15 protein-coding genes are annotated in these 23186 nt (G+C 40.0%); 5 read left to right on the top strand and 10 right to left on the bottom strand.

The genetic code is table 11. From position 1 onward, the window contains the following. Window positions 1–244: 244 nt before the first annotated feature. The 7 genes from ACSQ7D_RS11050 to aspA form a co-directional block, all read right to left on the bottom strand. Entirely contained in the window at window positions 245–1690 is a 1446-nt protein-coding gene (locus tag ACSQ7D_RS11050; RefSeq protein WP_437136270.1) for a beta-N-acetylhexosaminidase, read from the bottom strand. A 111-nt stretch (window positions 1691–1801) separates the two neighbouring features. Beyond that, window positions 1802–3496 carry a right-handed parallel beta-helix repeat-containing protein gene (locus tag ACSQ7D_RS11045; RefSeq protein ID WP_437136269.1) on the bottom strand — a complete coding sequence of 565 codons (1695 nt, stop codon included), beginning with the start codon at window positions 3494–3496 and terminating at the stop codon, window positions 1802–1804. A 115-nt stretch (window positions 3497–3611) separates the two neighbouring features. Next, window positions 3612–5306 (bottom strand): RagB/SusD family nutrient uptake outer membrane protein, encoded by a 1695-nt coding sequence (locus tag ACSQ7D_RS11040; protein WP_437136268.1) that lies wholly within the window; start codon window positions 5304–5306, stop codon window positions 3612–3614. A 23-nt stretch (window positions 5307–5329) separates the two neighbouring features. After that, on the bottom strand, window positions 5330–8494 hold the full coding sequence (locus tag ACSQ7D_RS11035; RefSeq protein ID WP_437136267.1) for a SusC/RagA family TonB-linked outer membrane protein: 3165 nt from the start codon (window positions 8492–8494) through the stop codon (window positions 5330–5332). A gap of 571 nt (window positions 8495–9065) precedes the next feature. After that, window positions 9066–13055: a glycoside hydrolase family 2 TIM barrel-domain containing protein gene (locus tag ACSQ7D_RS11030; RefSeq protein ID WP_437136266.1), complete on the bottom strand. Its 3990-nt coding sequence runs from the start codon at window positions 13053–13055 to the stop codon at window positions 9066–9068. Then, window positions 13052–13732 carry a DUF4328 domain-containing protein gene (locus ACSQ7D_RS11025; protein ID WP_437136265.1) on the bottom strand — a complete coding sequence of 227 codons (681 nt, stop codon included), beginning with the start codon at window positions 13730–13732 and terminating at the stop codon, window positions 13052–13054. The genes ACSQ7D_RS11030 and ACSQ7D_RS11025 overlap by 4 nt, the downstream gene beginning before the upstream one ends. Before the next feature lie 100 nt (window positions 13733–13832). Beyond that, window positions 13833–15224, bottom strand: coding sequence for an aspartate ammonia-lyase (gene aspA / locus ACSQ7D_RS11020; RefSeq protein WP_009410654.1), 1392 nt, complete (start codon window positions 15222–15224; stop codon window positions 13833–13835). A gap of 1010 nt (window positions 15225–16234) precedes the next feature. On the opposite strand from aspA, the gene ACSQ7D_RS11015 reads away from it, so the two are divergent. From ACSQ7D_RS11015 to ACSQ7D_RS11005, 3 genes are all read left to right on the top strand, one after another. Further along, window positions 16235–17191, top strand: a complete 957-nt coding sequence (locus ACSQ7D_RS11015) for an acetyl-CoA carboxylase carboxyltransferase subunit alpha (RefSeq protein WP_002673067.1) — start codon at window positions 16235–16237, stop codon at window positions 17189–17191. 184 nt (window positions 17192–17375) lie between these two features. Then, window positions 17376–18953, top strand: coding sequence for a replicative DNA helicase (gene dnaB, locus ACSQ7D_RS11010; protein ID WP_437136264.1), 1578 nt, complete (start codon window positions 17376–17378; stop codon window positions 18951–18953). Window positions 18954–19115: 162 nt separating this feature from the next. Beyond that, window positions 19116–20600: a GH3 auxin-responsive promoter family protein gene (locus tag ACSQ7D_RS11005; RefSeq protein ID WP_437136263.1), complete on the top strand. Its 1485-nt coding sequence runs from the start codon at window positions 19116–19118 to the stop codon at window positions 20598–20600. 407 nt (window positions 20601–21007) lie between these two features. Here ACSQ7D_RS11005 and ACSQ7D_RS11000 read toward each other — a convergent pair whose 3' ends face one another. The 3 genes from ACSQ7D_RS11000 to gcvH are packed head-to-tail and all read right to left on the bottom strand — an operon-like array spanning window position 21008 to window position 22502. Further along, window positions 21008–21745, bottom strand: a complete 738-nt coding sequence (locus ACSQ7D_RS11000) for an energy transducer TonB (protein ID WP_437136262.1) — start codon at window positions 21743–21745, stop codon at window positions 21008–21010. A 36-nt stretch (window positions 21746–21781) separates the two neighbouring features. Then, complete coding sequence (locus ACSQ7D_RS10995) at window positions 21782–22129, bottom strand: VanZ family protein (protein WP_106095113.1); 348 nt, start codon at window positions 22127–22129, stop codon at window positions 21782–21784. Continuing rightward, a complete protein-coding gene (gene gcvH, locus ACSQ7D_RS10990) occupies window positions 22122–22502 on the bottom strand; it encodes a glycine cleavage system protein GcvH (RefSeq protein ID WP_012796958.1) in 381 nt (126 codons plus the stop codon). Before gcvH ends, ACSQ7D_RS10995 begins: the two co-directional genes overlap by 8 nt. 213 nt (window positions 22503–22715) lie before the next feature. Here gcvH and ACSQ7D_RS10985 point away from each other — a divergent pair, with 213 nt between their 5' ends. Both ACSQ7D_RS10985 and ACSQ7D_RS10980 read left to right on the top strand, forming a co-directional pair. Then, window positions 22716–22841 (top strand): hypothetical protein, encoded by a 126-nt coding sequence (locus tag ACSQ7D_RS10985; protein WP_437136261.1) that lies wholly within the window; start codon window positions 22716–22718, stop codon window positions 22839–22841. Window positions 22842–22856: 15 nt separating this feature from the next. Continuing rightward, window positions 22857–23186, top strand: a 330-nt coding sequence (locus ACSQ7D_RS10980) for a transposase (RefSeq protein ID WP_437136260.1), incomplete at its 3' end; no start/stop codon positions are given.

The raw sequence follows: 23186 nt of genomic DNA, 5'->3' as shown, positions 1-23186 counted from the left end.
AAAAGTGTAGCTTACGCCACAAAAAAAACCACAAATCTTTACAAATCAAAGAAAAAGGCAACAAGTTGCCTGAAAGTCTCGCACAGATTACACGGATTGCACGGATAACCCAATTGACAATTGATAATTGACAAATGTGATGGGCACGGATTGGCAACTGCGTAGCTGGATTTCACAGATTACAATGTAAACACAGCTGTAAATCAGTATTATATATATCGAACTGACATTTACTAATAGATGGTTACTGATGCAATTCTACTGGGGGACGATAATTAATGCCTTTGTGTAGCAAATATTGTAATTGGAGGTCTAACTTTTGGGTGAATTGTTGCCAATCACGCTTAGGTATCTCTGTCCACCCAGCTTCGGATAAGGCTAAAGCGCGGGGATAGGTCATATAAAAAGCGCGGAATATATCTTTCACACTTTCGCCCCACAAAGTAGCTTCAACCCCTAAAATATATTGCTTTTCTTCTTCGGATGTGAGCGAAAAGGCGGGGTTAAATTCATATACGCGTTGTAGGGTGAGGGTAGGCATCCAATCTACATTAGGCAAATCGTTTTTGGCTTGTGGATAATCGAAGTAGGCGTATTCGCCGGGGGAACAAATCAGTTTGAAATTATCTTTTTTAGCGCGCTCCAATACTTGCGGAGTAGTACGCATTCGCCATAGATACATCACACTATTTTGGGGATAGGAGGGGACTTCTAACTCTAACCAAATAAGAGGGCGCTTGTGGTTTTTCTCTAATGATTGATTTACTCTTTTGAAAAACTCACTCATCAGTTGTTGGTTATTGGTAGTGTGAAGATTCTGTTTGAGTTTGAGGGTAGGGGAGTGCTCAAGCCACTTGTCCATAGGTGCTTCATCACCCCCAATATGAAAATAAGGGCAGGGGAAAATAGCTGATAGTTCGGTAATGACATCATCGATGAAAGTAAAGACTTCTTCTTTGCCTACACACAACAAATTCTTAGAAACACCTGCGGTAGTGCGTACCCCAATGAGGGTATCGTTGCAACTGAGGAAAGGATAAGCAGCTATGGCAGCATCGCTATGACCTGGTACATCGAACTCAGGCACTAACTGTACATTGCGCTGAAGAGCGTATAGTACGAGATCTTTTATCTGCTCTTGGGTATAAAAGCCTTCGTTATTGCGTTTAGAGCCTTCGAAATCGGAACGTTTGCTCCCTATTTCGGTGAGTTTAGGATATTTCTTGATTTCTATACGCCACCCTTGGTCGTCGGTGAGATGCAAATGTAAGTAATTGAACTTGTAATGAGCCATTACATCAATGTATTTTTTAATATCGTCTATCTTCCAGTAATGCCGAGCGGGGTCAATCATTAAGGCACGATAAGCAAAACGAGGCGCATCGGTAATGGTAAGACAAGGCAAAGATTTTTTGTGTGTTACCTCTGCCCCAAAAACAAGTTGGTTGAAGGTTTGTTCGGCATAGAACTTTCCTGCTTCGGTAGCAAACTTGATGATAATTTGGTTAGGTTTGATGATAAGCTGATAGCCTTCGGGATTATTAATGGACTTATCCTGTATATAGCTAATTTTGGTACTTATCGGACAAGTACCCTTATGATAAGTTATCTCATTAGGCTGTGGTACCACATTGATTTGTGCGGAAAGTGGTAAGGCTAAAAATAGTAAGATGTAAAATAGTTTAGACATAATATAAGAAAATGAATGATTATAAAAGTATAAAAGCCTCCCTCTCTCCCCTTAAAGAGGGGGAACTGTAGCGATGCAAAAGAGGCTTTGGTAATATTCTATTAGGGTGCATTAATCAATCTTTACATTCTTGGTGCGTTCTAACTTAAAACGTTCTTTATTCCAATGAAAAGGTTTGAACTCTTGATTTTTGATAATTTTATTATTGCGGTAAATGAGATTTTCTACTGATTTGGCATAGAGAATAGGCTCATCAAAAGTTTCAAACACATTGTTTTCAATAGTAATATTAGAATGGAAATACTTTTGTTGAGCTTCTAAGTTAGGGATTTCGGGATAGATGGAAATGATAGCGTTCGTAAATTGATAATTAGCGGTAAGTGCATTGATGAAGTGGTTGTTTTTGATGATAACATTGTGGCAAGCACCTGTTTCATACCAGCCATTACAATCGCCACAGAGTAAGATAGCAGTGCCGTGAGTATGGTCGAAGGTGTTATTTTCACAGACGACCTTTTTAGGAGTGCTAAACAGTGCTCCACGAGCCCGATTGTTACGCACTATATTGTTTTTGAAAATCACCTCAGGTGTCCAAGTAAGGTTTTCTACCCCACAAGGTGTATCGGGGTTTATTTCGGTAGGTAGTATTTCATCAAAAGTGATTTTGAATATTTTAGCGCCTACTTCGGTAGGTTTATCAACGGCTTTAATGGCTTGAATGCGATAGGTTTTATCACCGATAACGTCCATTGTCTTGGAGGCAATGAACTGCACTTTATCACCTACATTGCCCCAAAGGAATCCCCACGATTGGGGGTGCATATACTGCGCTTTGATAGTGTGATTGTCTTCACGAGCTATTACTTTTAGGTAAGTGCCGTGTACGTTAATAGCATCATCAGCCATACCTTCATAGACTCCGTTTTCAGAGCGTATGAGCCCTTTGCAGGCTGAAAAATGAGTTGCATCGGCTTGGGTAGTGAAATAGCGTTCGGTGCCTTCTTTTAAAGCTACGCGAAAGCGGTTGAGGGTTATATTTTCGGTGAGTTGGGCTAAGAGTCCCATACCTTGGGTGTTATGCACAGTTATATTTTCTAACTTCACGTTTTTGCTTTCAGTAACGAAAATGGCAGGTGTAGGACGTGTGTAGGTGCGCAATACAAAACGCTCTCCTTTTTCCAAATAAGGTTTAGCACCTATGCCTTCGATGCGGAACTCATTAGGGGCTATTTCGGTAATTTTAGTAGGATTAAAATTTACGTCAGCCCGCTTATAAGCCAAACGTTTGTCAGCTCTGAATATCATACCTCCAAAGGGAGTTTCTTCATAATCTTCTCCAGTGAAGAAGAGTTTCCCGTCCTTGATTTTATAGTTTCCTTCGGGGTAGAGTTGGGCTTTTACGGTGTTATTTTTTGCATCTACTTCGGTAATTTGCAACTGACGCAAATGAGGGGTTGCAAAGTCTATCGAAAAGTTTTTAAGAGTGATATTGGTACAGTTTTTCACTACAATAGGCAAGATAGTGCCGTGAAAGAGCCATTCGCTGTTACTGCCGTCAATCACTACATTGTTTAAGTTTTCGAGATAAAGTCCTACTTTTTTGGGATTGGTTTGATCGTGGTTGGAGATGTAGAGTTCTTTATCGGTAGTTTGGTTGAGATAAAAATGATAGGTATCTTTGTTAAGGACGATATGTTTATGGCTACCTACTTCCATTTGAGCGGGTGTAGCAGGGGTAGTAACGGCTGTTTTGCAAGCAACTAAAAGTAGTATCGTAAAGAGTAATATAAAGTTAAAATTTTTCATTGTTTTTGGTAAGTAAATTTATAACAAACTTTGTCAAAGCCCTAAGGCTTTGACAAAGTTTTTGATGTAAAAGAGAGTTTTTAAATGCCCTCTTGTATTATAAAAAATGTACAAATTACCAACCAGGGTTTTGTGTGTATTTTACTAATTGTATCTGGTCGATAGGCAATGGATATAGATATAGTTTATCGTTCCAAGTGTGGTGTCCTGCCGTAATAGAAGGGTAGATAATGAGGTAATTATCACTGTCTACAGGTAAATTACTAACGCCTGAGTTCGCAGGATATTGTGCTTTTAAGGCAGCATTGAGCTTCATTCCACGTATGATTTTAGGATTTTCAATCAGCTTTCCAGCTTTCCAGCGTTTGATATCATCGATACGAAAACCTTCACCAATGAGTTCAACACGGCGTTCACGGCGTATTTCGTATAACAAAGGGGTGACGGTATAACCGTAGTTTATAGCGTGAGTATCAGCTGTTACAGCAGTGGTAAGATGTGGCATTGCTACACGATCGCGCAGTTTGTTGATAGTTTTATCTAAGTCAGCTTGAGAGAGAGAACCTAATTCATATTTAGCTTCGGCAAAATTAAGTAATATTTCGGCATAGCGGAATATAAAAAGGTCTAAATCACTTTGATTAGCAATCCACTGTTCAGGGTCACTAGAACGTCCTTTGATAAGCCAATAACCAGTGCTTGTTTGCCCTGTACCTACAGCAGGTAATGTTACTACTTGGCGTTTAGCAGGGTCAGGGTTTTCAGTCCATACAAAACCTGGAGTAGCGACTGTTTGAGCATAACGAGGATCTCGGTTGGCGGCTTCGCCTGCTGGGGTACTATCGTCATAAGTGAAGGTAGTAGTGCCAATAGGCAATCCATCAGTAAAGAGGTAAGATTCCATAAAATCCTTACTACAACCAGTGCTATTTTCACCTGCTGTACGGGTATAACCGTGAGTACCTGTTCCTTTGATATAGGTACGGTAGAAAATAGCTTCGGAGTTGCGAGATAAATCTTGCTGAATAAACAAATTACGGTAATCTTTATCAGGGTTACCTGTAGTATAAACACTATATCTACCTGAATTAATAAGGCTTTCTGAGGCTTCGACAGCTGCTTGCAACCAAGAACTTTCATCACCCAATGTATGGTATTTGCGATAAGTACCTTCCCATAAGGCAACACGTGATTTTAAAGCTAAAGCAGCATCTTTGTGTAAGCGTCCTGCTTCGGCTTGGGCTTTTTCAGGTAAGTTTTGGATAGCAAAATTCATATCTTCCATAACTTTGTCCATTACTTGTTTGTGAGCTACACGAGGTCCGAAAATAATAGGAGAGGCATCGTTTACTTTGGTAAGAATCAAAGGAACATCGCCAAAAGTCTTTACCTTATTCCAATAGTACAAAGCGCGGAAAAAGCGTACCTCGGCAGCATATTGTTCTTTTTTTGAACCAGTAGAGCGGTTGTAATTATCCAAGAAGAAATTGCAATTGTAAATACCGTTCCAATCGTTAATACTCCAGCCACCTCCTGTAGCAGGTATGGTGTAAGTTCCTGCCAAGAAACTATTCATATTCTTAGGAGCCATATTATCAGAGTCGTTATCATTATAGAAGAACTGTACAGGCAAACCACCATAAAAACGGTTAGCAAAGATCTTTAAGTCTTCATCGCTATTAAAATATCCTTTTTCATTAAAAGCATCAGGAGGATATTTATCTAAGAAGTCATCATTTTTACAGCTTATTTGACTTAGCAAAGCACCTAAAAGGCCTATAAATGTGATATGTTTATATATTCTTTTCATTGTATTACTATTTAAATTATCAATTAGAAACGAGCTTGAACTCCAATCGTAATCACGCGGTTGATAGGATAATTCTGGCTAAGTAGCTCGGGGTCGTATGATTTGATGAGTTTTGTCCATTCGCAGAGGTTTTGCCCTGTGATGAACAAACGCAAGTTTTGCAAACCTATATTACTTAAAACTTCTTTAGGTAAAGTGTAACCTAAGGTTATTTGTTTTAGACGTATGTAAGAAGCATCTTGCATATAGCGAGTTTGAGTTCGTGTATTTCCCCAACCACCGAAGCGCAAACGTGGATAGTAAGCGTTAGGATTTTCGGGTGTCCAGTGGTCTAATTGGTTAGTTGCAGGTACAGACCATTCGTCGGCATTACTAAATCCCCAGAAATACACATCGTTTAACATATAATCGCGTTTGCCAACTCCCTGGAAGAAAACAGTAAAATCAAAGCCTTTATATTCGGCATTTAAGTTCAAACCAAAGGTATAGCGCGCTTGGTTATTACCAATAACTGATAAGTCGCCGTGGTCATCTAAAGTATTTTTACCGTAGTCGATTTTTCCATCGTTGTTTAGGTCTTTATACTTCACATCACCTGCCAACCACTTGTAGCCTGCTAATTTGGTTTTGTCAAGTTTAGCAGCATCTTCATCAGTTTGATAGAGACCTTCTGTAGTATATCCCCAAATTTCACCTATTTCTCTACCTACATAGTAATCTCCTAAGCTACCTGTAGGGTTCAAATCGTATTTAGTAATGAAAGAGCGACTATCCGCTAAGTTAAACGATACGCCATATTTAAAATCTTCACCTATAGCATCGTGCCATCCGAGAGTGAGTTCAAAGCCTTTGGTTTCAAGGTCCGCAGCATTGCGTTGTGGAGCCCCTACGCCTAAAACAGCAGGTAGTGCTAATCCATTTACAAGCATACCCGTAGTGTTGCGGATGTAGTAATCAAAAGAACCAGTTAAGCGATTGTTCAAGAAGCCAAAGTCGACACCAAAGTTACGAGTAGCTACTTCTTCCCAAGTAAAATTATTGCTTACTAAACCAGGAGCTGATACATAAGGCAACTGTTGGGTACCGAAGATATAACCTGTTTGGTTACCATAAGGCATAGTAGGTAAATAAGGATAAAGAGCATTCACTTGTTGGTTAGGCAATTTACCGTATGAGACACGGAATTTCAAATCACTTACTACACTGTTGATAGGCTCAAAGAACTTCTCTTTGGAGATACGCCAACCTAAAGAAGCTGACGGACTAAATACATATCGATTTTCACGACTGAAACGTGAAGAACCATCATATCTACCATTTACTTCTACCAAGTATTTTTGATTGTATACATAGTTTAAGCGGAAGAAAGATCCTATCAGTGCCCAATCGGAAATACCACTACCTACACTTGGTTTATCATCATTATTAAGTTTGAGGAAAGGATAGTCTTGATTCACTAAGTTTTTCACTTGTACACTGAAAGATTCATTATGTTTAGACTCTTGGTTATAACCTACCATTGCTTTAAAGTAGTGTTTTTCAGCAAAAGTATTTTCGTATTGTGCATAAATATTAGCAGCCTTATAGAGGTCGTGGCTATTAGCTTCATACACAGTAGCAGGGTTGTTATGAGGGTAATAACCCAAATCAGTAGCCTTATCGGGGTCATAAATACTTTTACCATCAGTGGGGGCGCCGTATTCTTTGAACATCTTTACGTTGTTTTTGCTATTCATATGATAAGGATTCCAAGTGTAATCACCAACTATTTTAACGTTTTTTATAGGGGTGAGAGTGAAACCAGAGGTTATCCATATATCATCTGATTTATAAGTATCACGTGCGCCAGTAGCAATTACAGCAAAAGGGTTCGTAAAGTTACCTTGCCCAGAGAAGTGTCCGTCAGGGTGATATACAGGCATTAATGGTTTTACATCAGTAGCGAAACGCTCAGCTGAAAATCCACGACCTACATTAGCAGGCTGGTCGTTATCTTTGTGATTGACTGTTGATTTCAAATGGAGAGATAACCACTTTGTAATATCGGTATTGATGTTTAGCGTAATGTTATAACGTTCAAATTTTTGTTTGGCTTTTTTGAACAAGCCATCTTCAGAAAACATACCCACTGAAGCCAAATAAGTAGTTTTATTTGTACCTCCCGAAAGCGATATATTATTCTGAGTTTGAGAAGCCCAACCAGGATACATTTCTTTTATCCAGTTGGTATTACCTACATATCGGTATTTTCGAGCATCGTTAGGGTCGATATATACTGAATTGGCAGGCGTAGGATTGGCTAAGTACTCTTTCGCTTTTTGAAGGTCAGTATCAGTGAAGTTTTGTGAACCAACCCCACTGCCGGTAGCACGACCAGTACGGTCAGCTTCCATATACATTTGCAAGTATTCTACTGAATTTACCAAATCGGGCAAACGAGTAGGACGTGTAATAGAGTAGTCGGAGGAGATGTTTATTTGCATAGGAGTTTCTTTCTTACCTTTTTTGGTAGTAATCAAAACTACCCCAAATGCAGCACGACCTCCATATATAGCTGCTGAAGCGGCATCTTTTAACACAGTAACGTTCTCTACATCGTTAGGATTGATTTGGTTAGGGTCCATTTGAACGCCATCGACAAGTACTAATGGAGAGCCACCGTTGAGAGAAGTATACCCGCGGATGTTAAAAGAAGAACCAGAACCAGGACGACCGTTGCTAGTAGAGATGTTGAGGTTAGGGATAACACCTTGCAAGCCTTGTCCGATAGTAGTAAGGGGGCGACTTTCTAACACCTTAGCATCGACAGTAGCGATAGCTCCCGTAAGGTTTTCTTTCTTTTGAGAACCATAGCCTACAACTACTACTTCACCTAATTCTTGGGCGTCTTCTTTTAGTTTTACATTGATAATCAAGCTATTACCCCCCCCTTTGCCAATGGTTTTTTCTTGGGAGGCATAGCCCATAGAACTGAACAATAGCACGTTGCCTGGAGAGGCTTCAATGCTATATTTACCATCAAAATCAGTAGCTACCCCACGGGTAGTTGATTTGATTTGCACACTCACTCCGGGAAGAGGAGTGCCTTTCTCATCGGTAACAGTACCGGAAATTTGTTTGTTTTGTGCCCATAGCAGAGAGGTAGTACTCCATAGAGCTATGAGTAATAAGAAGATTTTTCGTTTCATACTTCCAAAACTTTTTATTGGTTATTTAATGGCGCAAATATATTAATAAAAAGTTATATAAAGCAAATATTTTCGCAACTTTTTAATTATTTTTTATTACGATGTAAAATATATAAGGAAAAATAAGAAAATAATAATAATGCCAGAAATGAGAAAATGAGAGAATTAGAAAATTAGTAAATGAGTAGTGATAAAAATTGTTTATTGATAGGTGAGACTTGTCGGACAAATCGGATAGGTTAGAGAGGACGAAAGGAAACGGAGGGGTTCGGAAGAGGAGAGAGAGGGTTTTTGATGAAAAAAGGCTGTAAGATGGGTATGGTTAGCTTATAGAGAGCTTATAGGAAGCTTATACGAATCTTGGAAGATTGGTATAGGAAGGGTGTATAAATGGTTGATTAATAATATGATACAACAAGGATAAAAATGTTAAAAAAGGGGTTTCGAGACGAAAGAAAAAGGAAGAATTGACGAATGGTGAATAACGAATAACAGAAGAGGCTGGCTCTTTAAGAGCCAGCCTCCCCTCAATTAAATTTAATTTAACTTACAATGACAACAAATTAAATTTCTATTCTAATATCACCATAAACTCAGCACCTGTGGCGAAATCTTCGCCATAGAAATCACTTAGGGCAGTGAAACGCACATAGCGTGCTTTTGTAACTTTGTCGAGCAACACTTGTTGGGCGCTACTCGCATCTTTAAAAGCTCCTACTTTCACGGGGTCGCCCCAGTTCTTACCGTCGTTGCTCAGTTGTATTTGGTAATCTTTTACCTTTCCGCTCCAGCTATCAGTGCGCTGGGTAAAGCTAAAGCCTTTTACATTAACAACCTTGCCCATATCGAAATCTACCCAATGTGGGTGTTTGGCTACAGTAACTGAATAGGCGGAGTGCCAAATGGTATTGGGGTCGCCATCTACTAAATGTTTGGCGTCACCTACACCCGCTTCTTCACTGCTGGCGAAAATTACTTCCATTGCCGTGCTTTCGGCTTTACCGAAAGTAAGGGTGTACTTTTGAGTTTCATTACCTGCAAACCACGCTTTTACAGTACCTCCGTTAGGCAAATCGAAAGGAAGGGTGTATTTCTGTGCTTTGCTATTATTGATGCTGTAATAGATAGTTGCAAGGGCATTGGCTGTACTGATAGATACTTTCCCTACTTTACTACGAGTAATAGAAAGAGGTTGCTCACCGCTTGCACTTATATTGGTTATGGTTTGCAAATCTTCTTTGGCTGGACGAATGATGAAACCGAAATTATGAGGGGTTGCTAACAAACGGTCACGCAACAATGGACGAGGACCGCAACTATGTCCGCCCAAACCCGTGTTGCCTATGTTCAGTTGCAAGTACACGCCGTCAGATTCTGGTAATTGGTAGGGGTGTCCTGCCAAAGTCATATCGATAGCTTTATAAGGCAAAGCTGCTACCGATAGCGGTTCAGCCCCTACAAATACTGCGCCGGCGCCCTGAGCATTGGTAAGAGCTGCCCAGCGGGTTTCTTGGTGTTGCCCCATATCTTGTGGTTTAGGGAAAGGCACAAATTCATCGGCTACCTTACCGCTGTAGAGACCTACAAAAGCCCCCGATTTGCGGTCGGGATAATTATCTTGTTTACCGCGACCGTAATAGGTGAAATTTTCGTATTGCTTAGGCAGTTTGAGTAAATAGCCCAATTGTGGCAATACCAAAGAGGCATCGTTAGACACCACGCTAGCTTGTAGTTCGATAGAGCCGTCGGGATAGACGGTAAAAATTTGGTTGCTAGTGAACTTAAAGTCGTTTGCACCAAATTTCTGGTGGGTAAGTTCCTCTATCTTATTGCGCCCTGAGCTCGCACCACCTGTTATTTTAGCTGCATTAGGTGCTTGTGATTCCACCGTGAAATAGAAGGTATAACCACCTTTTTTATTAGGTTTCACTGAGGAAGCAATGGCTTTATGACGCAGGTTATGCAATCCTTTTTCAAACCATTGTTCGTATATCCAGTTGTCGTTATTGGTGAAGGCGCGGAAAGCGTTGAGACTTAGGTCGCTGTTGGCAATAATAGTATGCTCACCATAGCGTAGTGTGCCTATCGTACCTTTATCGAAATCAAAAGTTACTGAAAAGTCTTTTCCGGTAATGGTCTTTTTGTCTTTACTAAGAGTGAGTTTTTCTCCTTTGGCTACAGAGGAAAGAGAAGGCTTTTGGGTAGCAGGTTGCATTAAGAATTGTTCGCGAGCTTGCACAAATCCTTTTTTAGCCCAAGGGGTATCTGCTTTAAGGCGGAATTCTACAATACTGTAATATTCTTCATTGCTATCTAAAGTTACAAAGGTAATGGTCACACTTGATTTTTGCTGTGGCATCACAGAAGGCACTTCAAAAGGACGCTCTTCTACAAGTACACCGTTCTTATAGAGTTTCCATATACCCTCATAGTTTGAAAGATCGGTAAAATAGCCTTTATTGAAGATTTCAAAAGTAAAACTATTGAGTTTTTTCACGCCTATATTCTGATACACTTTCTGCACTTCGTAGTACTGTGGTTTTACTGTTCTATCGGCAAAGATAATACCGTTCATCACAAACTGACCATCGTTAGGGAAATCGCCAAAATCACCTCCATAGGCTTGGTAGCGGATGCCGTCTTTGGTATAGTTGTACATCGCTTGGTCTACCCAATCCCAGATAGCACCTCCGCAGATAAAGTTGGAGCTTTCGATAGCCTCCCAATAGTCGGCGAGATTTCCTACGGCATTGCCCATAGAATGCGCGTATTCCGAGATGTGAAACGGATATTTGATGTCGTACTTACCTGTAGCAGCACCCTGTACCCACGCTACGGAAGGATATTGGTTAGAGCCCATATCTACGATGTCGTTATTGCGCTCGTATTGTACAGGGCGAGAAGTATCGAGTGTTTTGAGGTGATTATAAGCCGTTACAAAGTTCTGACCAGGACCTGCTTCATTACCAAGTGACCATATCACAATGGCAGGCGAATTATAGGTAGCCTCTACCATTTCGGTTACGCGGGCTGTGTGAGCCTTTTCCCATTCTTTAGGGTGAGAAAGTGATTCTTTGCCGTAGTAATACTCGTGAGACTCTATATTAGCTTCGTTCTCTAAATAAATGCCATACTTATCGCAGAGGTAAAACCAATAAGGGTCGGGTGGATAGTGAGAGTTGCGCACGTGGTTGATATTGGCTCGCTTCATCATCATCACCTCTTCTTCCATTTGTTGATGTGTGAGCACGTGCCCTTGTGCGGGGTGACTTTCGTGACGGTTTACGCCTTTAAATTTGATAGTCTTACCATTGAGATAATAATACCTTCCTGCCTTTCCGAAAGCATCGTCTTCAGCCTTAGTATCTTTGATTTCTATTTTTCTAAAACCAAAGTAAGACGATACTGTTTCTACCACCTTCCCTTTTTTATCCAAAAGTTGAGCTACGAGCACATAACGATGAGGCTCCTCAGCCGACCATAGTTTAGGATTCTTTACGGCTATTGTACCGCTCACTTTATCGATAGCGTTAGGGGCTACTGTTTTTAGGGGAATGCTTCCTTTGGTAGCAGAGGAGGTAACGTCGTCTTTATACAATGAGACTTCGTATACGTTATAGCGCACTTGATAATCTTTGACTGCTTTTGGGCTGAGGTTGCGCACTTCGGCATTGACTTTTAACTGCCAATCGGTGAGGTTTTGGGTATCTGTAAGAATGTTGAGGTTAAAGATTTGCACCTTAGGAGTACTGCGCAAGGCTACTGTTCTGAATATCCCAGGTAGGCGGAACATATCTTGTGATTCGAGAAAAGAACCATCGGAATTGCGGTATACTTCTACGGCTACTTTATTCTTGCCTTTGTGTAGATATTTGGTAATATCAAAAGAAGCTACATTGCGTGAGTTTTTAGAAAAGCCTACATACTGCCCATTAATCCAAAGGTAGAAGAAAGAGTCTACTCCATCGAAATCGATGAAGATTTCACAACCGTCCCAATCAGTAGGTACTTCAAAATCGCGGATATAAGAGCCCACCTCATTGCGGTACTCATAGGTTGTCCACGTTTTAGGAGGGGTACGCATTACCCCTTTACGCCAATCGTCTACCTTGCGCTCGTGATAGAAAATCACGGGTTGGTTTACATAGATAGGTACTCCATATTTGAGCGTACCGTTTTTCTGTATACCGTAGATATTCCAATTGGAAGGCACAGGAATCAACTCCCAAGCAGAAGCGTTGAAATCGGGTTTATAGAAATCTTTGGGACGCTCTTCAGGAGTTTTGCACCAGTGGAATTGCCATTGTCCATTGAGAGATTTCCAATAGGGAGAATGTTCAGGCAATACTTGGGTAGCCGTCTTTTCGTCTTTAAACGAGAAGAAATAAGCACGAGGATACTCTTTGTTAAGCGAGAGTTCCTCTACTGACTCCCATTCTTTACCAGTAGGGGCTGAGAGAGTGCCATAAGCAAAACCACCCAAAGGCTTGTGTTGGGCTAATAAATAAGGAGAGAGTAGTAAACTTAGCAGGGTACTTACTGTTCTAAAATAGTGTTTCATAAATTATTAGTATTAGTTTCGTCTTTTTGAAGATTGGATAATAAGGGTTCTACCTTGGTGTAATCTTTTACAACTTTGATGCATAAAAAAAAGGAAATGATTAACAAAAGGGTACCAATCACATTTATAATTGAAGTTGTATATGACATCTCGATAGTAGGGTCATCAAGCATAGAGGCTCTAAAAACAAAGTAATTTACTACAGAAGAAATAATTGAAAACGTCCACCAAATGGTTACAAAATTAGTAGGTAGTTTGGGTTGTATGTCTCCCCTTTGTATGAAAAGATTGCGAGTACTATCGTATATTTCTTTCATTATGCGATATGGGAGTACCCAGTTAGCAAAAGGAATGAACCAACTCCCTACTGCCCAACCATCGGTATATGAGAGGTTATTTTTCAGTTGGTGCAAGTTGTAATAAGCGCGCCTGAACCACATCAAAAAAAGAATACTCATTATAATGAATATCACAAGCCACAAAATACCTACTATACCTGAGAAAACATCACTCAGTTCAGCTCTTGCAAACAATTCGTCATCTATTTCACCTACAAGGAACTCTCTAATAACATATAGTTCAAAAATATCTGAAATCAGAAATATGAATAAAAAAGCAAAGGATATCCACAACATTATTATGGCATTCTTAGCACGGGTAGTATTATCTCTTAACATTTTTGTTGGTTTTTATAAGAAAAGGCGTAACCGAAAGTTGATATTAAAAAAGGTTACGCCTTTTCTTGTTGAATATTGAAATCTCTAAATTTATAAATTATTAAACGCCCAACATATTTTTGGGGTCTAAAATCTCATCGAGCTTATCCTTAGAAAGCAAGCCGTGTTCTAATACTAAATTGTACACTGACTTACCTGTTTCAAGGGCTTCTTTGGCTATCTTGGTGCTGTTCTTATACCCTATATGTGGGTTGAGCGCTGTAACGATACCGATACTGTGTTTTACCATATTGAGGCATACTTCGCGATTGGCGGTAATACCTTCGATACACTTGGTGCGCAAGGTGTCGATAGCGCGTTCTAAGAATACGATAGACTCGATAATGCACTGGCAGAGCACCGGTTCCATTACGTTGAGTTGCAACTGACCTGCCTCAGCGGCGAAGGTAACGGTAAGGTCATTACCAATCACTTTGAAGCACACTTGGTTCACTACTTCGGGGATAACAGGGTTTACTTTGCCGGGCATAATAGACGAACCAGGTTGCATTTTAGGCAGGTTGATTTCGTTGAGTCCTGCACGAGGTCCTGAAGAGAGCAAACGCAGGTCGTTACAAATCTTAGAGAGTTTTACAGCCATACGTTTTAATGCAGAGGAATAAATTACATATGAACCGGTATCAGGGGTAGCTTCCACCAAGTTAGAAGCAGTAACGAAGGCTTCGCCTGTGAGCTTAGCTAAGTTTTCGGCACATAGTTTGGCATATCCCTTAGGAGCGTTGAGCCCTGTACCAATGGCGGTACCTCCCATATTGATTTCTAAGAAGAGCTTGGCGTTGCTTTGCAAGCGAGCGATTTCTTCTTCGAGGTTGGCTGCAAAAGCTTCAAATTCTTGACCAAGCGTCATAGGTACAGCATCTTGCAACTGGGTACGACCCATTTTTATCACATCAGCGAACTCTTTACCTTTCTTACGAAAAGCCTCAATGAGCAATGATAGGCGCTTGATGAGCGTTTCGTTCATCTTGATAACAGCTAGCTTTACAGTAGTAGGGTAAGCGTCGTTTGTAGACTGTGATTGATTCACGTGGTCGTTAGGAGAGCAGTGTTGGTAATCACCACGAGGATACCCCATAATTTCCAAGGCGCGATTGGCTATTACTTCATTAGCGTTCATATTCACCGAAGTACCAGCCCCTCCTTGAATCATATCTACAAGGAACTGATGGTTAAACTTCCCTTCGATTACTTCTTTGCAAGCCTCAGAAATAGGTTTGAGCAGTTCGTCGGGGAGTAATCCCAAAGCGTGGTTTGTTTGAGCTGCGGCGAGTTTTACATAACCAATAGCTTTTACAAACTCAGGGTAATCACCCATTTTAGTTCCTGTAATGCGGAAGTTTTCGATGGCGCGTTGTGTTTGTACGCCATAATAAGCATCGGCGGGCACTTGCAAGTCGCCGATAAGGTCGGATTCTGTTCTAAATTTTGTCATAATTTTAAATTTTATATTTTTAGTAACTTTATATATGATACTTACGTTATGCAACGAAAATGTATTGGTTTAAAAAATTTCGGTAAAAGTACGGAAGTTTTTTTTAATAGAAAAGAAAAAAGGAAAATATTTTTTAAGACAACGTAACTTCGATTTAAAGAGGTGAGGTTATGCCTTAGAAATTAAACAAAAATTGGTAGATTAGTAAATTTAGAAATTAGCAAATTGGTAAAAGGAAGAGATGAAAATAGTTATTTGGCAGGTCGAACTTGTAGGACAGACCGGACGTCATACATTTGAGAATTGTCGAAAAAACTCCGAAAAACTCTGAGTTTTCGGGAAGGGTTGGAGAGGAAACAGAGATACTAAGGAGGTATCGGAAAAAAATGAAGGAAATCGGAAGAGGGTTGAGAGAAAAATTGGTGCAAAAAGGCTGTAAGGAGGGTGGGGTTAGCTTATAGAGAGCTTATAGGAAGCTTATACGAATCTTGGACGATTGGTATAGAAAGGGTATATAAATAGTTGATAAATAGCATAATACAGCGATGCAAAAAGTGGTGAAAACGGGGTTTCGAGGCGAAAGAAAGAGAATCCTCACCCCTGCCCTCTCCCAAGGAGAGGGGGAATGTGGTGACGGAAAAAGGGAAGAAAAATTAGAGAATTAGCAAATTAGAAAATTAGTAAAAGGGGAGGTGTGGGGTCTTAGGGCATAGGTATTAGGGTTATGACGGAAAGTGGATAGTCGGATTGGGAAATTAGAGAATTAGCAGATTTGGAAATTAGCAAATGAGGACGGGAGGGACGAGGTAAGATGGATGGGATAGAAGAGACGGGAGATTAAATTAGCAAATTAGTTGGAGTTATATTGAATAAGCGTTGATAATCATTTAATTGCTTAGAAGAATTGCCGGACAAAAAAGGGAGCTAAACTTATAAACAAAAAATATTAGTTCGTAATTCAAAATTATTTTATATCTTTGCATTCTAAAAAATCAAATAACGCTTAGTTTATGGAATATTTAGATTTTGAACAACCTATTAAAGAGCTTGAAGAACAGATGGAAAAGTGTCAGGTCATCGGTAATGAAAGTGATGTGGATATGACTGATGCTTGCAAGAAGATAGAAAAGAAACTCAACCAAGTAAAGAAGGAAGTTTATGGTAATCTTACGGCGTGGCAACGAGTGCAAATCTCTCGCCACTTGGAGAGACCTTATACTCTTGACTATATCAACTCACTTGCAGGAAACACTTTCTTGGAACTTCACGGCGACCGTACAGTGAAAGACGATAAGGCGATGATAGGAGGTTTTGGAAAGATAGATGACCAAAGTTTTTTGTTTATTGGTCAGCAAAAAGGAGTAAATACTAAGATGCGACAATATCGCAATTTTGGTATGGCAAACCCCGAAGGGTATCGCAAAGCCTTGCGATTGATGAAACAAGCTGAAAAGTTTAACATTCCTATAGTGAGTTTTGTAGACACGCCAGGAGCTTTCCCTGGTATTGAAGCTGAAGAACGCGGACAAGGAGAAGCTATTGCTCGCAATATATTGGAGATGTCACGTTTAAAAGTGCCTGTAATAGTGTTTATCATAGGCGAAGGAGCTTCGGGAGGAGCGCTAGGTATCGGTGTAGGTGATAAAGTGTATATGCTTGAAAATACTTGGTATTCGGTAATATCGCCAGAGTCTTGTTCCTCTATATTATGGCGTAGCTGGGAGTACAAAAAAGAAGCTGCTGAAGCACTAAAACTCACCGCTCCTGATATGAAGAAGTTAAAACTGATAGATGAGATTATTAAAGAACCACTCGGGGGGGCACATCGCGATCGCGAAATGATGTTTGCTACTGTTCGCAAAGTGATATTGGACACTTATAAGGATTTGAAGAAGCTTCCCACCGATAAATTGGTTGAAAAACGAATGAACAAGTACCTCGCGATGGGGGTGTTCAGTGAGAAGTAAGAAAATGATAATATCAACAACTTATAAAGGCGCTATTTAAGCGCTTTTTTTATAAAATGAAGATAGTAAACGGTTGCTAAATAGAAGAGTAAAGAAAACTTTTCAGAAGTTATCAACAGACTATTAACAGTGTTTGTGGGTAAAATCATCTACCCCCAATTAAACTATTTCGTATCTTTGCCGTATGAACGAAACAGAAAACACATCAGTACCAGAAATTGTTCCTGCAATACAACCATTCTCGCGAACACAAGTGAGTTTAGAGCGAGGAAAGCTCCCTCCACAAGACCTCAATCTTGAAGAAGCTATCTTGGGAGCTATGCTCATTGACAAGAAAGGCGTTGATGATGTGATAGACATACTCAACCCTGAAGTTTTTTATAAAAAACAACATCAACTTATCTATCAAGCCATCTTTGAACTTTTCAACGAATCGGAAGCTATCGACCTGCTTACGGTGGCAGAACAACTTCGCAAAAATGGCAATTTGGAGGCGGTGGGAGGAGAGTTTTACCTTATTAATCTCACCCAACGAGTATCATCATCTGCTAACGTGGAATTTCACGCACGTATTATTTTACAGAAGTTCATCAAGCGCAAGCTCATTGAAATTTCTTCGGAAATTATAGAAGACGCTTACGACGATACTCGTGATGTGTTTGATTCGTTGGACAGTGCTGAGCAGAAACTCTATGAAGTAACACAAGGTAACCTAAAACGTTCTAGTGAAGCAGCAGGAGATTTGGTGATAAAAGCACTCAAGAAAATACAAGACCTCTCTAATAAAAAAGACGGTTTTAGTGGAGTTCCTTCGGGCTTTACTAAACTCGACCAACTCACCTCAGGTTGGCAAGCGAGCGACCTTATTATCGTAGCGGCACGCCCAGGTATGGGGAAAACAGCCCTCACGCTTTCTATGGCAAGAAATATAGCAGTAGGGCAGGGGATACCAGTAGCGTTTTTCTCGTTGGAAATGTCGTCGGTACAGCTTATTACGCGTTTGATTTCTTCAGAAACAGGTCTGTCGTCAGAGAAATTGCGTACAGGGAAGTTGGAAGAGCACGAGTGGTATGTGTTAAATACTAAGGTGAAAGACCTAGAAAAGGCTCCTCTTTTTATAGATGATACGCCTTCTATATCAATTTTTGACCTCCGAGCTAAAGCGCGCCGACTCTCTACACAGCACGGCATTCAGCTAATTATCATTGATTACTTACAGTTGATGACGGCAGGAGGTAGCAAAGGAGTGGGTAACCGCGAGCAAGAGATTTCTACAATTTCTCGTAACTTAAAAGCTCTCGCTAAGGAGTTGAACATACCCGTAATAGCGCTTTCACAGCTTTCGCGTAATGTGGAATCACGTCCTGGACAGCAAAAGCGTCCGCAGTTATCCGACTTACGTGAATCAGGAGCGATTGAGCAAGATGCCGATATTGTATCGTTTATCTATCGTCCTGAATACTATAAAATTACAGAATGGGACGACGAATCAGGAACACCTACCGCTGGACAAGCTGAGTTTATTGTGGCTAAACACCGCAATGGAGGTTTGGATAGTATCCGATTGAAGTTTGAAGGGCATTTGGGAAGGTTTGCTAACTTAGAGGAATACGATAGTGGAGGCTATTTACCTATGGGGGTACAAGAATTTGTTTCGAAGATGAATGAAAATGTAGCTTTTGAAACTGTGCCTACTGCGAATCCGGAGCAGGCTTTTGGAGCTCCTTCCTCCACCTCAACCGACGACGATATACCTTACTAAAAATACTCTTGGAGTGTGTGAATATCCAAGAATCCTTTTTTGCCATTCTTCTCAATAGCGTAAAACGATGCCGAGAGAGGAATGGCTTTGTTATAAAATTAATACTTATCGTATTGCAAATTAAAAAAAGTAGTATCTTTGCGGAGTCAAACAGACTTCATTATGATTAAATCATATATATCCAAAATATTTGCCTCTATCGTTAAAAAAAAGATAGACCGCTGGGCTAAAGCTCCAATAGACACACAACAAAAAGTATTCCAGTCGCTTATAGCACAAGCTAAAAATACGGCTTTTGGGCGTGACCATCATTTTGAGGAAATCAAAACGTATGAAGATTTTGTTGCTCGCGTACCTATACGCGATTATGAAGCCTTGCGTCCTTATATCGATAGGGTAGTGGAGGGTGAAAAAGATGTGCTATGGAAAGGCAAACCACTTTATTTTGCTAAGACTTCAGGGACTACCAGCGGGGCGAAGTATATCCCTATTACCAAAGCCTCGATGCCCTTCCATATTCAGGCAGCACGTGATGCGATTTTATGTTATATACACGAGACTAAAAAAGCCGATTTTGTAGAAGGAAAGATGATTTTCTTGCAAGGAAGTCCTATTTTAGGGGAAAAAAACGGCATCAAAACAGGGCGACTTTCGGGCATCGTGGCACACTATGTACCTGCTTATTTGCAGCGCAATCGTATGCCTTCGTACAAAACTAATTGTATAGAAGATTGGGAAACCAAAGTAGAAGCAATTGTTACCGAAACTTTCTCTAAAAATATGACTTTGATTAGTGGGATACCTTCGTGGGTGCTGATGTACTTCGAACGGTTGTACACGCGCTCAGGTATCAAGATAGGAAAACTGTTTCCTAACTTTAATCTGTTTATTTATGGAGGGGTGAATTACGAGCCCTATCGCCAACAATTTGAGCACCTCATCGGGCGCAAAGTGGATAGCATAGAACTCTATCCTGCCAGCGAGGGATTCTTTGCCTATCAAGATAGTCAAACGGAGAAAGGAATGCTCTTACTGCTTAATTCGGGTATTTTTTACGAGTTTGTAGAAGCTGATACTTTCTTCAGTGATGCTCCCAAACGAGTGGCTTTGCAGGACGTACAATTGGGGGTGAATTATGTACTCATTATTTCTACCAATGCCGGGCTTTGGGGTTACAACATAGGCGACACTGTCCAATTTACTTCGCTTGCGCCTTACCGCATAGTAGTTACGGGGCGCATCAAGCATTTTATTTCGGCTTTTGGCGAACACGTGATTGGTAAAGAAGTGGAAGAGGCAATGCGCGAGGGGTTAGAGGCTACAGGAGCGCGTATCACAGAATTTACGGTCGCTCCTCAGGTAAATCCGGTAGGGGGTTTGCCTTATCACGAGTGGTTTGTAGAATTTGAGCAAAAACCTACTGATATGAAACGCTTTGCCCAAGTGATAGATGAGGCGTTACAAAAACAGAATATGTACTACTACGACCTCATACAAGGGAAAGTACTCCAACCGCTCAAAATAACCGAAGTCCCCGAAGGCGGTTTTGCCTCTTATATGAAGTCGCAAGGAAAGCTCGGCGGACAGAACAAAATACAGCGATTGGCGAATGATAGAAGTGTTGTGGAGCGATTAGTTAAAAGTTAAGATTAAGACTGATTACTTAAGAAGCGTAAATTATCTCGCATATTCAGTTCTTGAGGACTTTGACTCTACAAATATTTGCAAATCATTTTTGCTTAACAATAATGTAGAATTATTAAATAACGTGAGTTTGACGTAAGAAAAGCGTAGCTTACGCTACAGAAATCTTACAAATCTATACAAATCAAACAAATAGACAACAAGTAGCCTGAAAGTCTCGCACAGATTACACAGATTGCACGGATTTAAACACAAATAGATTTTAATATTATGGAACAAAAATCCACGGATGACTATCTTCGTTATTAGATTTCACAGATTACAGTATAAAAGCTGTAAATCAGTATTATATATATCGAACTGACGTTAAATAAAAAAGCCAATAGTAAAATGCTATTGGCTTTTGTTTTTTAGTTGTTTTGTAATTTGTAGTTGATAGGGTAAGCAAAGGTAACCGGTGTAGGTTTACCACGTTGTTTACCAGGGATAAGTCTAGGAAGTTTCATAATAAGTTTCTTAGCATCATCTTCCAAAATTTTATCGGGACCACGCACTCCTAAAACGGTAATAGTACCATCGGTATTGATGCGGAAGTTTACAAATACTTTTCCTTGAATACCCATTTCGGCGGCAGCTTGTGGATAGCTAAAGTTCTTTACTACGTGTTTGTTCAAGTTTTCTTGAAAACATTTCATTTGTTGATCTTTAGGAACGTTTTTACAAGCTTCGAACATAGGTTTATCTTCGATAATAGTAAAAGGCACATCTACATCAGGAGCTTCTTCTACTACAGTTTGTTTAATTTCTTCTACTTTAGCTATTTGCTCATTTTTAGTAGTTTCAGTAGTACCAATTACTTGTTCTTCGATTTTAGTATCGTTTTCCACTACTTTTACTTCCTCTACCACTGTAGGGGCTGGAGGTGGTGGAGGTGGTGGAGTTTCAGGAGGGGTCTCCATTGTGTAGTTCTCTTGATTTTCGTCAAGAGCCTTATCCACATCTGACGTACGGTTGTCTTGAACGCTTTTGTCATACACTTTTGCTTCGAACCCCCATAAGGTAAGGGCTGATACAAGAGCGAATCCTATGGCAAAGAACAATCCGCTACTTTTTGCCAAATCGGCTTTCGGATTTTTTTTAGGTTGCATAATGATTTTCTTTTAAAAGGTTATTAAATATACTTTTTATCTGAAAAGCTTTTCATACTTTCTCATAAACAGTAGAGCAACAACTGTGCCAAATGTATTGAAGAGCATATCAATATAGTCGGCAGAGCGAGTAGTGGTGAGTAAGCCTTGTAATATTTCCATCGTTGCGCCTAAAAACAAGGCGGTGATTACTGCCCATAATTTACTTCTAAATGCTAATATAAACAGTGCTGTGTAACCGAAATAGAAGCTGAAATGAGCAACTTTGTCTAAATAGGGAATGCGAGGTGCTTTGGGCATTTCGCTGGATGAGATAAGACTTAGAGTGATAATAGCTATCGTCCATATACCCCATAACAAAGTGTATTTGTGTTTTTTAAGCATTTATTAGGGTTTTATAAGCTTCGGCTGAGAGTAGATTATCTAACTGGGTAATATCGCTTATTTTCAGTTGTATTATCCACCCTTTACCATATGGGTCGGTATTTACTTTCTCAGGTTTTTGGTTTAGCGGTTCATTAAACGCGATTACTTCGCCCGTGAGTGGCATAAATAAATCGGATACTGTTTTTACGGCTTCGATACTGCCAAATATTTCATCTTCATTAAGGGTATCGCCTATGGTTTCTACTTCCACATACACAATGTCGCCTAATTGGTGTTGAGCAAAATCGGTAATGCCTGCTGTGGCTATATCACCTTCGATGCGCACCCATATGTGTTCTTTAGTGTATTTTAAATCAGATGGAAAGTTCATTGCCCAATAAATGTCTTAAAAAGCGAGCCAAAGGTACTCTCTTTTTTTGTAACTACCAAATTTTTATTAGAAAAATTTTAACATTTTATTTGAGTTGTGGGATAATGGTCGGTAAATTAGTAGATTAGGTGTGTGCTAAACGAGTGGTTAATGGTTAATGGCTAATGGTGAAATTGGGAGAGGATTATACGAAGCTTATAGGATAATCGGATAATGAGTGGAGTTACAGTGGGTCTACAGTGGGTCTACAGTGGGTCTACAGTGGGTCTACAGTGGGTCTACAGTGGGTCTACAGTGGGTCTACAGTGGGTGTCATATCCTGAAATAGGTTTACACTAAAAACCATAAAAAGATATGACAAAAGGGAGGAAAGAAACAGTTCGGTACAGTGATTGCTTTAAGTTGAGTATCGTAGAAGAGATTGAGAGAAACGGATTGAGTATTGAAAACTGCCGACGCAAGTACGGCATTGGAGGAAGTACAACGATTCAAAAATGGCTCAAAAAGTATGGCAAAGATCACTTATTAAATAAAATAGTACGCGTGGAAACAATTGATGAAATCGGGGAGCTTCAAGCTCTTAAAAAGGAGTTAAAAGCCCTTAAAGAGGCTTTTGCTGAAACGACTTTAGAGAATAAAGTTTATAAGACTTATTTTCAAATTCTTGGTCAGGAAACAGGAATG

This window comes from Capnocytophaga sp. G1920 (assembly GCF_051417515.1).
Note: the sequence above shows the minus strand (reverse complement) of the source record. Positions and strands in the feature narration are given on the sequence as shown.

Excerpts from the sequence above, each read along its gene's own strand:
- ACSQ7D_RS11050 (WP_437136270.1), bottom strand. The coding sequence starts at position 1,690 with ATGTCTAAACTATTTTACATCTTACTATTTTTAGCCTTACCACTTTCC.
- ACSQ7D_RS11045 (WP_437136269.1), bottom strand. The coding sequence starts at position 3,496 with ATGAAAAATTTTAACTTTATATTACTCTTTACGATACTACTTTTAGTT.
- ACSQ7D_RS11040 (WP_437136268.1), bottom strand. The coding sequence starts at position 5,306 with ATGAAAAGAATATATAAACATATCACATTTATAGGCCTTTTAGGTGCT.
- ACSQ7D_RS11035 (WP_437136267.1), bottom strand. The coding sequence starts at position 8,494 with ATGAAACGAAAAATCTTCTTATTACTCATAGCTCTATGGAGTACTACC.
- ACSQ7D_RS11030 (WP_437136266.1), bottom strand. The coding sequence starts at position 13,055 with ATGAAACACTATTTTAGAACAGTAAGTACCCTGCTAAGTTTACTACTC.
- ACSQ7D_RS11025 (WP_437136265.1), bottom strand. The coding sequence starts at position 13,732 with ATGTTAAGAGATAATACTACCCGTGCTAAGAATGCCATAATAATGTTG.
- aspA (WP_009410654.1), bottom strand. The coding sequence starts at position 15,224 with ATGACAAAATTTAGAACAGAATCCGACCTTATCGGCGACTTGCAAGTG.
- ACSQ7D_RS11015 (WP_002673067.1), top strand. The coding sequence starts at position 16,235 with ATGGAATATTTAGATTTTGAACAACCTATTAAAGAGCTTGAAGAACAG.
- dnaB (WP_437136264.1), top strand. The coding sequence starts at position 17,376 with ATGAACGAAACAGAAAACACATCAGTACCAGAAATTGTTCCTGCAATA.
- ACSQ7D_RS11005 (WP_437136263.1), top strand. The coding sequence starts at position 19,116 with ATGATTAAATCATATATATCCAAAATATTTGCCTCTATCGTTAAAAAA.
- ACSQ7D_RS11000 (WP_437136262.1), bottom strand. The coding sequence starts at position 21,745 with ATGCAACCTAAAAAAAATCCGAAAGCCGATTTGGCAAAAAGTAGCGGA.
- ACSQ7D_RS10995 (WP_106095113.1), bottom strand. The coding sequence starts at position 22,129 with ATGCTTAAAAAACACAAATACACTTTGTTATGGGGTATATGGACGATA.
- gcvH (WP_012796958.1), bottom strand. The coding sequence starts at position 22,502 with ATGAACTTTCCATCTGATTTAAAATACACTAAAGAACACATATGGGTG.
- ACSQ7D_RS10985 (WP_437136261.1), top strand. The coding sequence starts at position 22,716 with ATGAGTGGAGTTACAGTGGGTCTACAGTGGGTCTACAGTGGGTCTACA.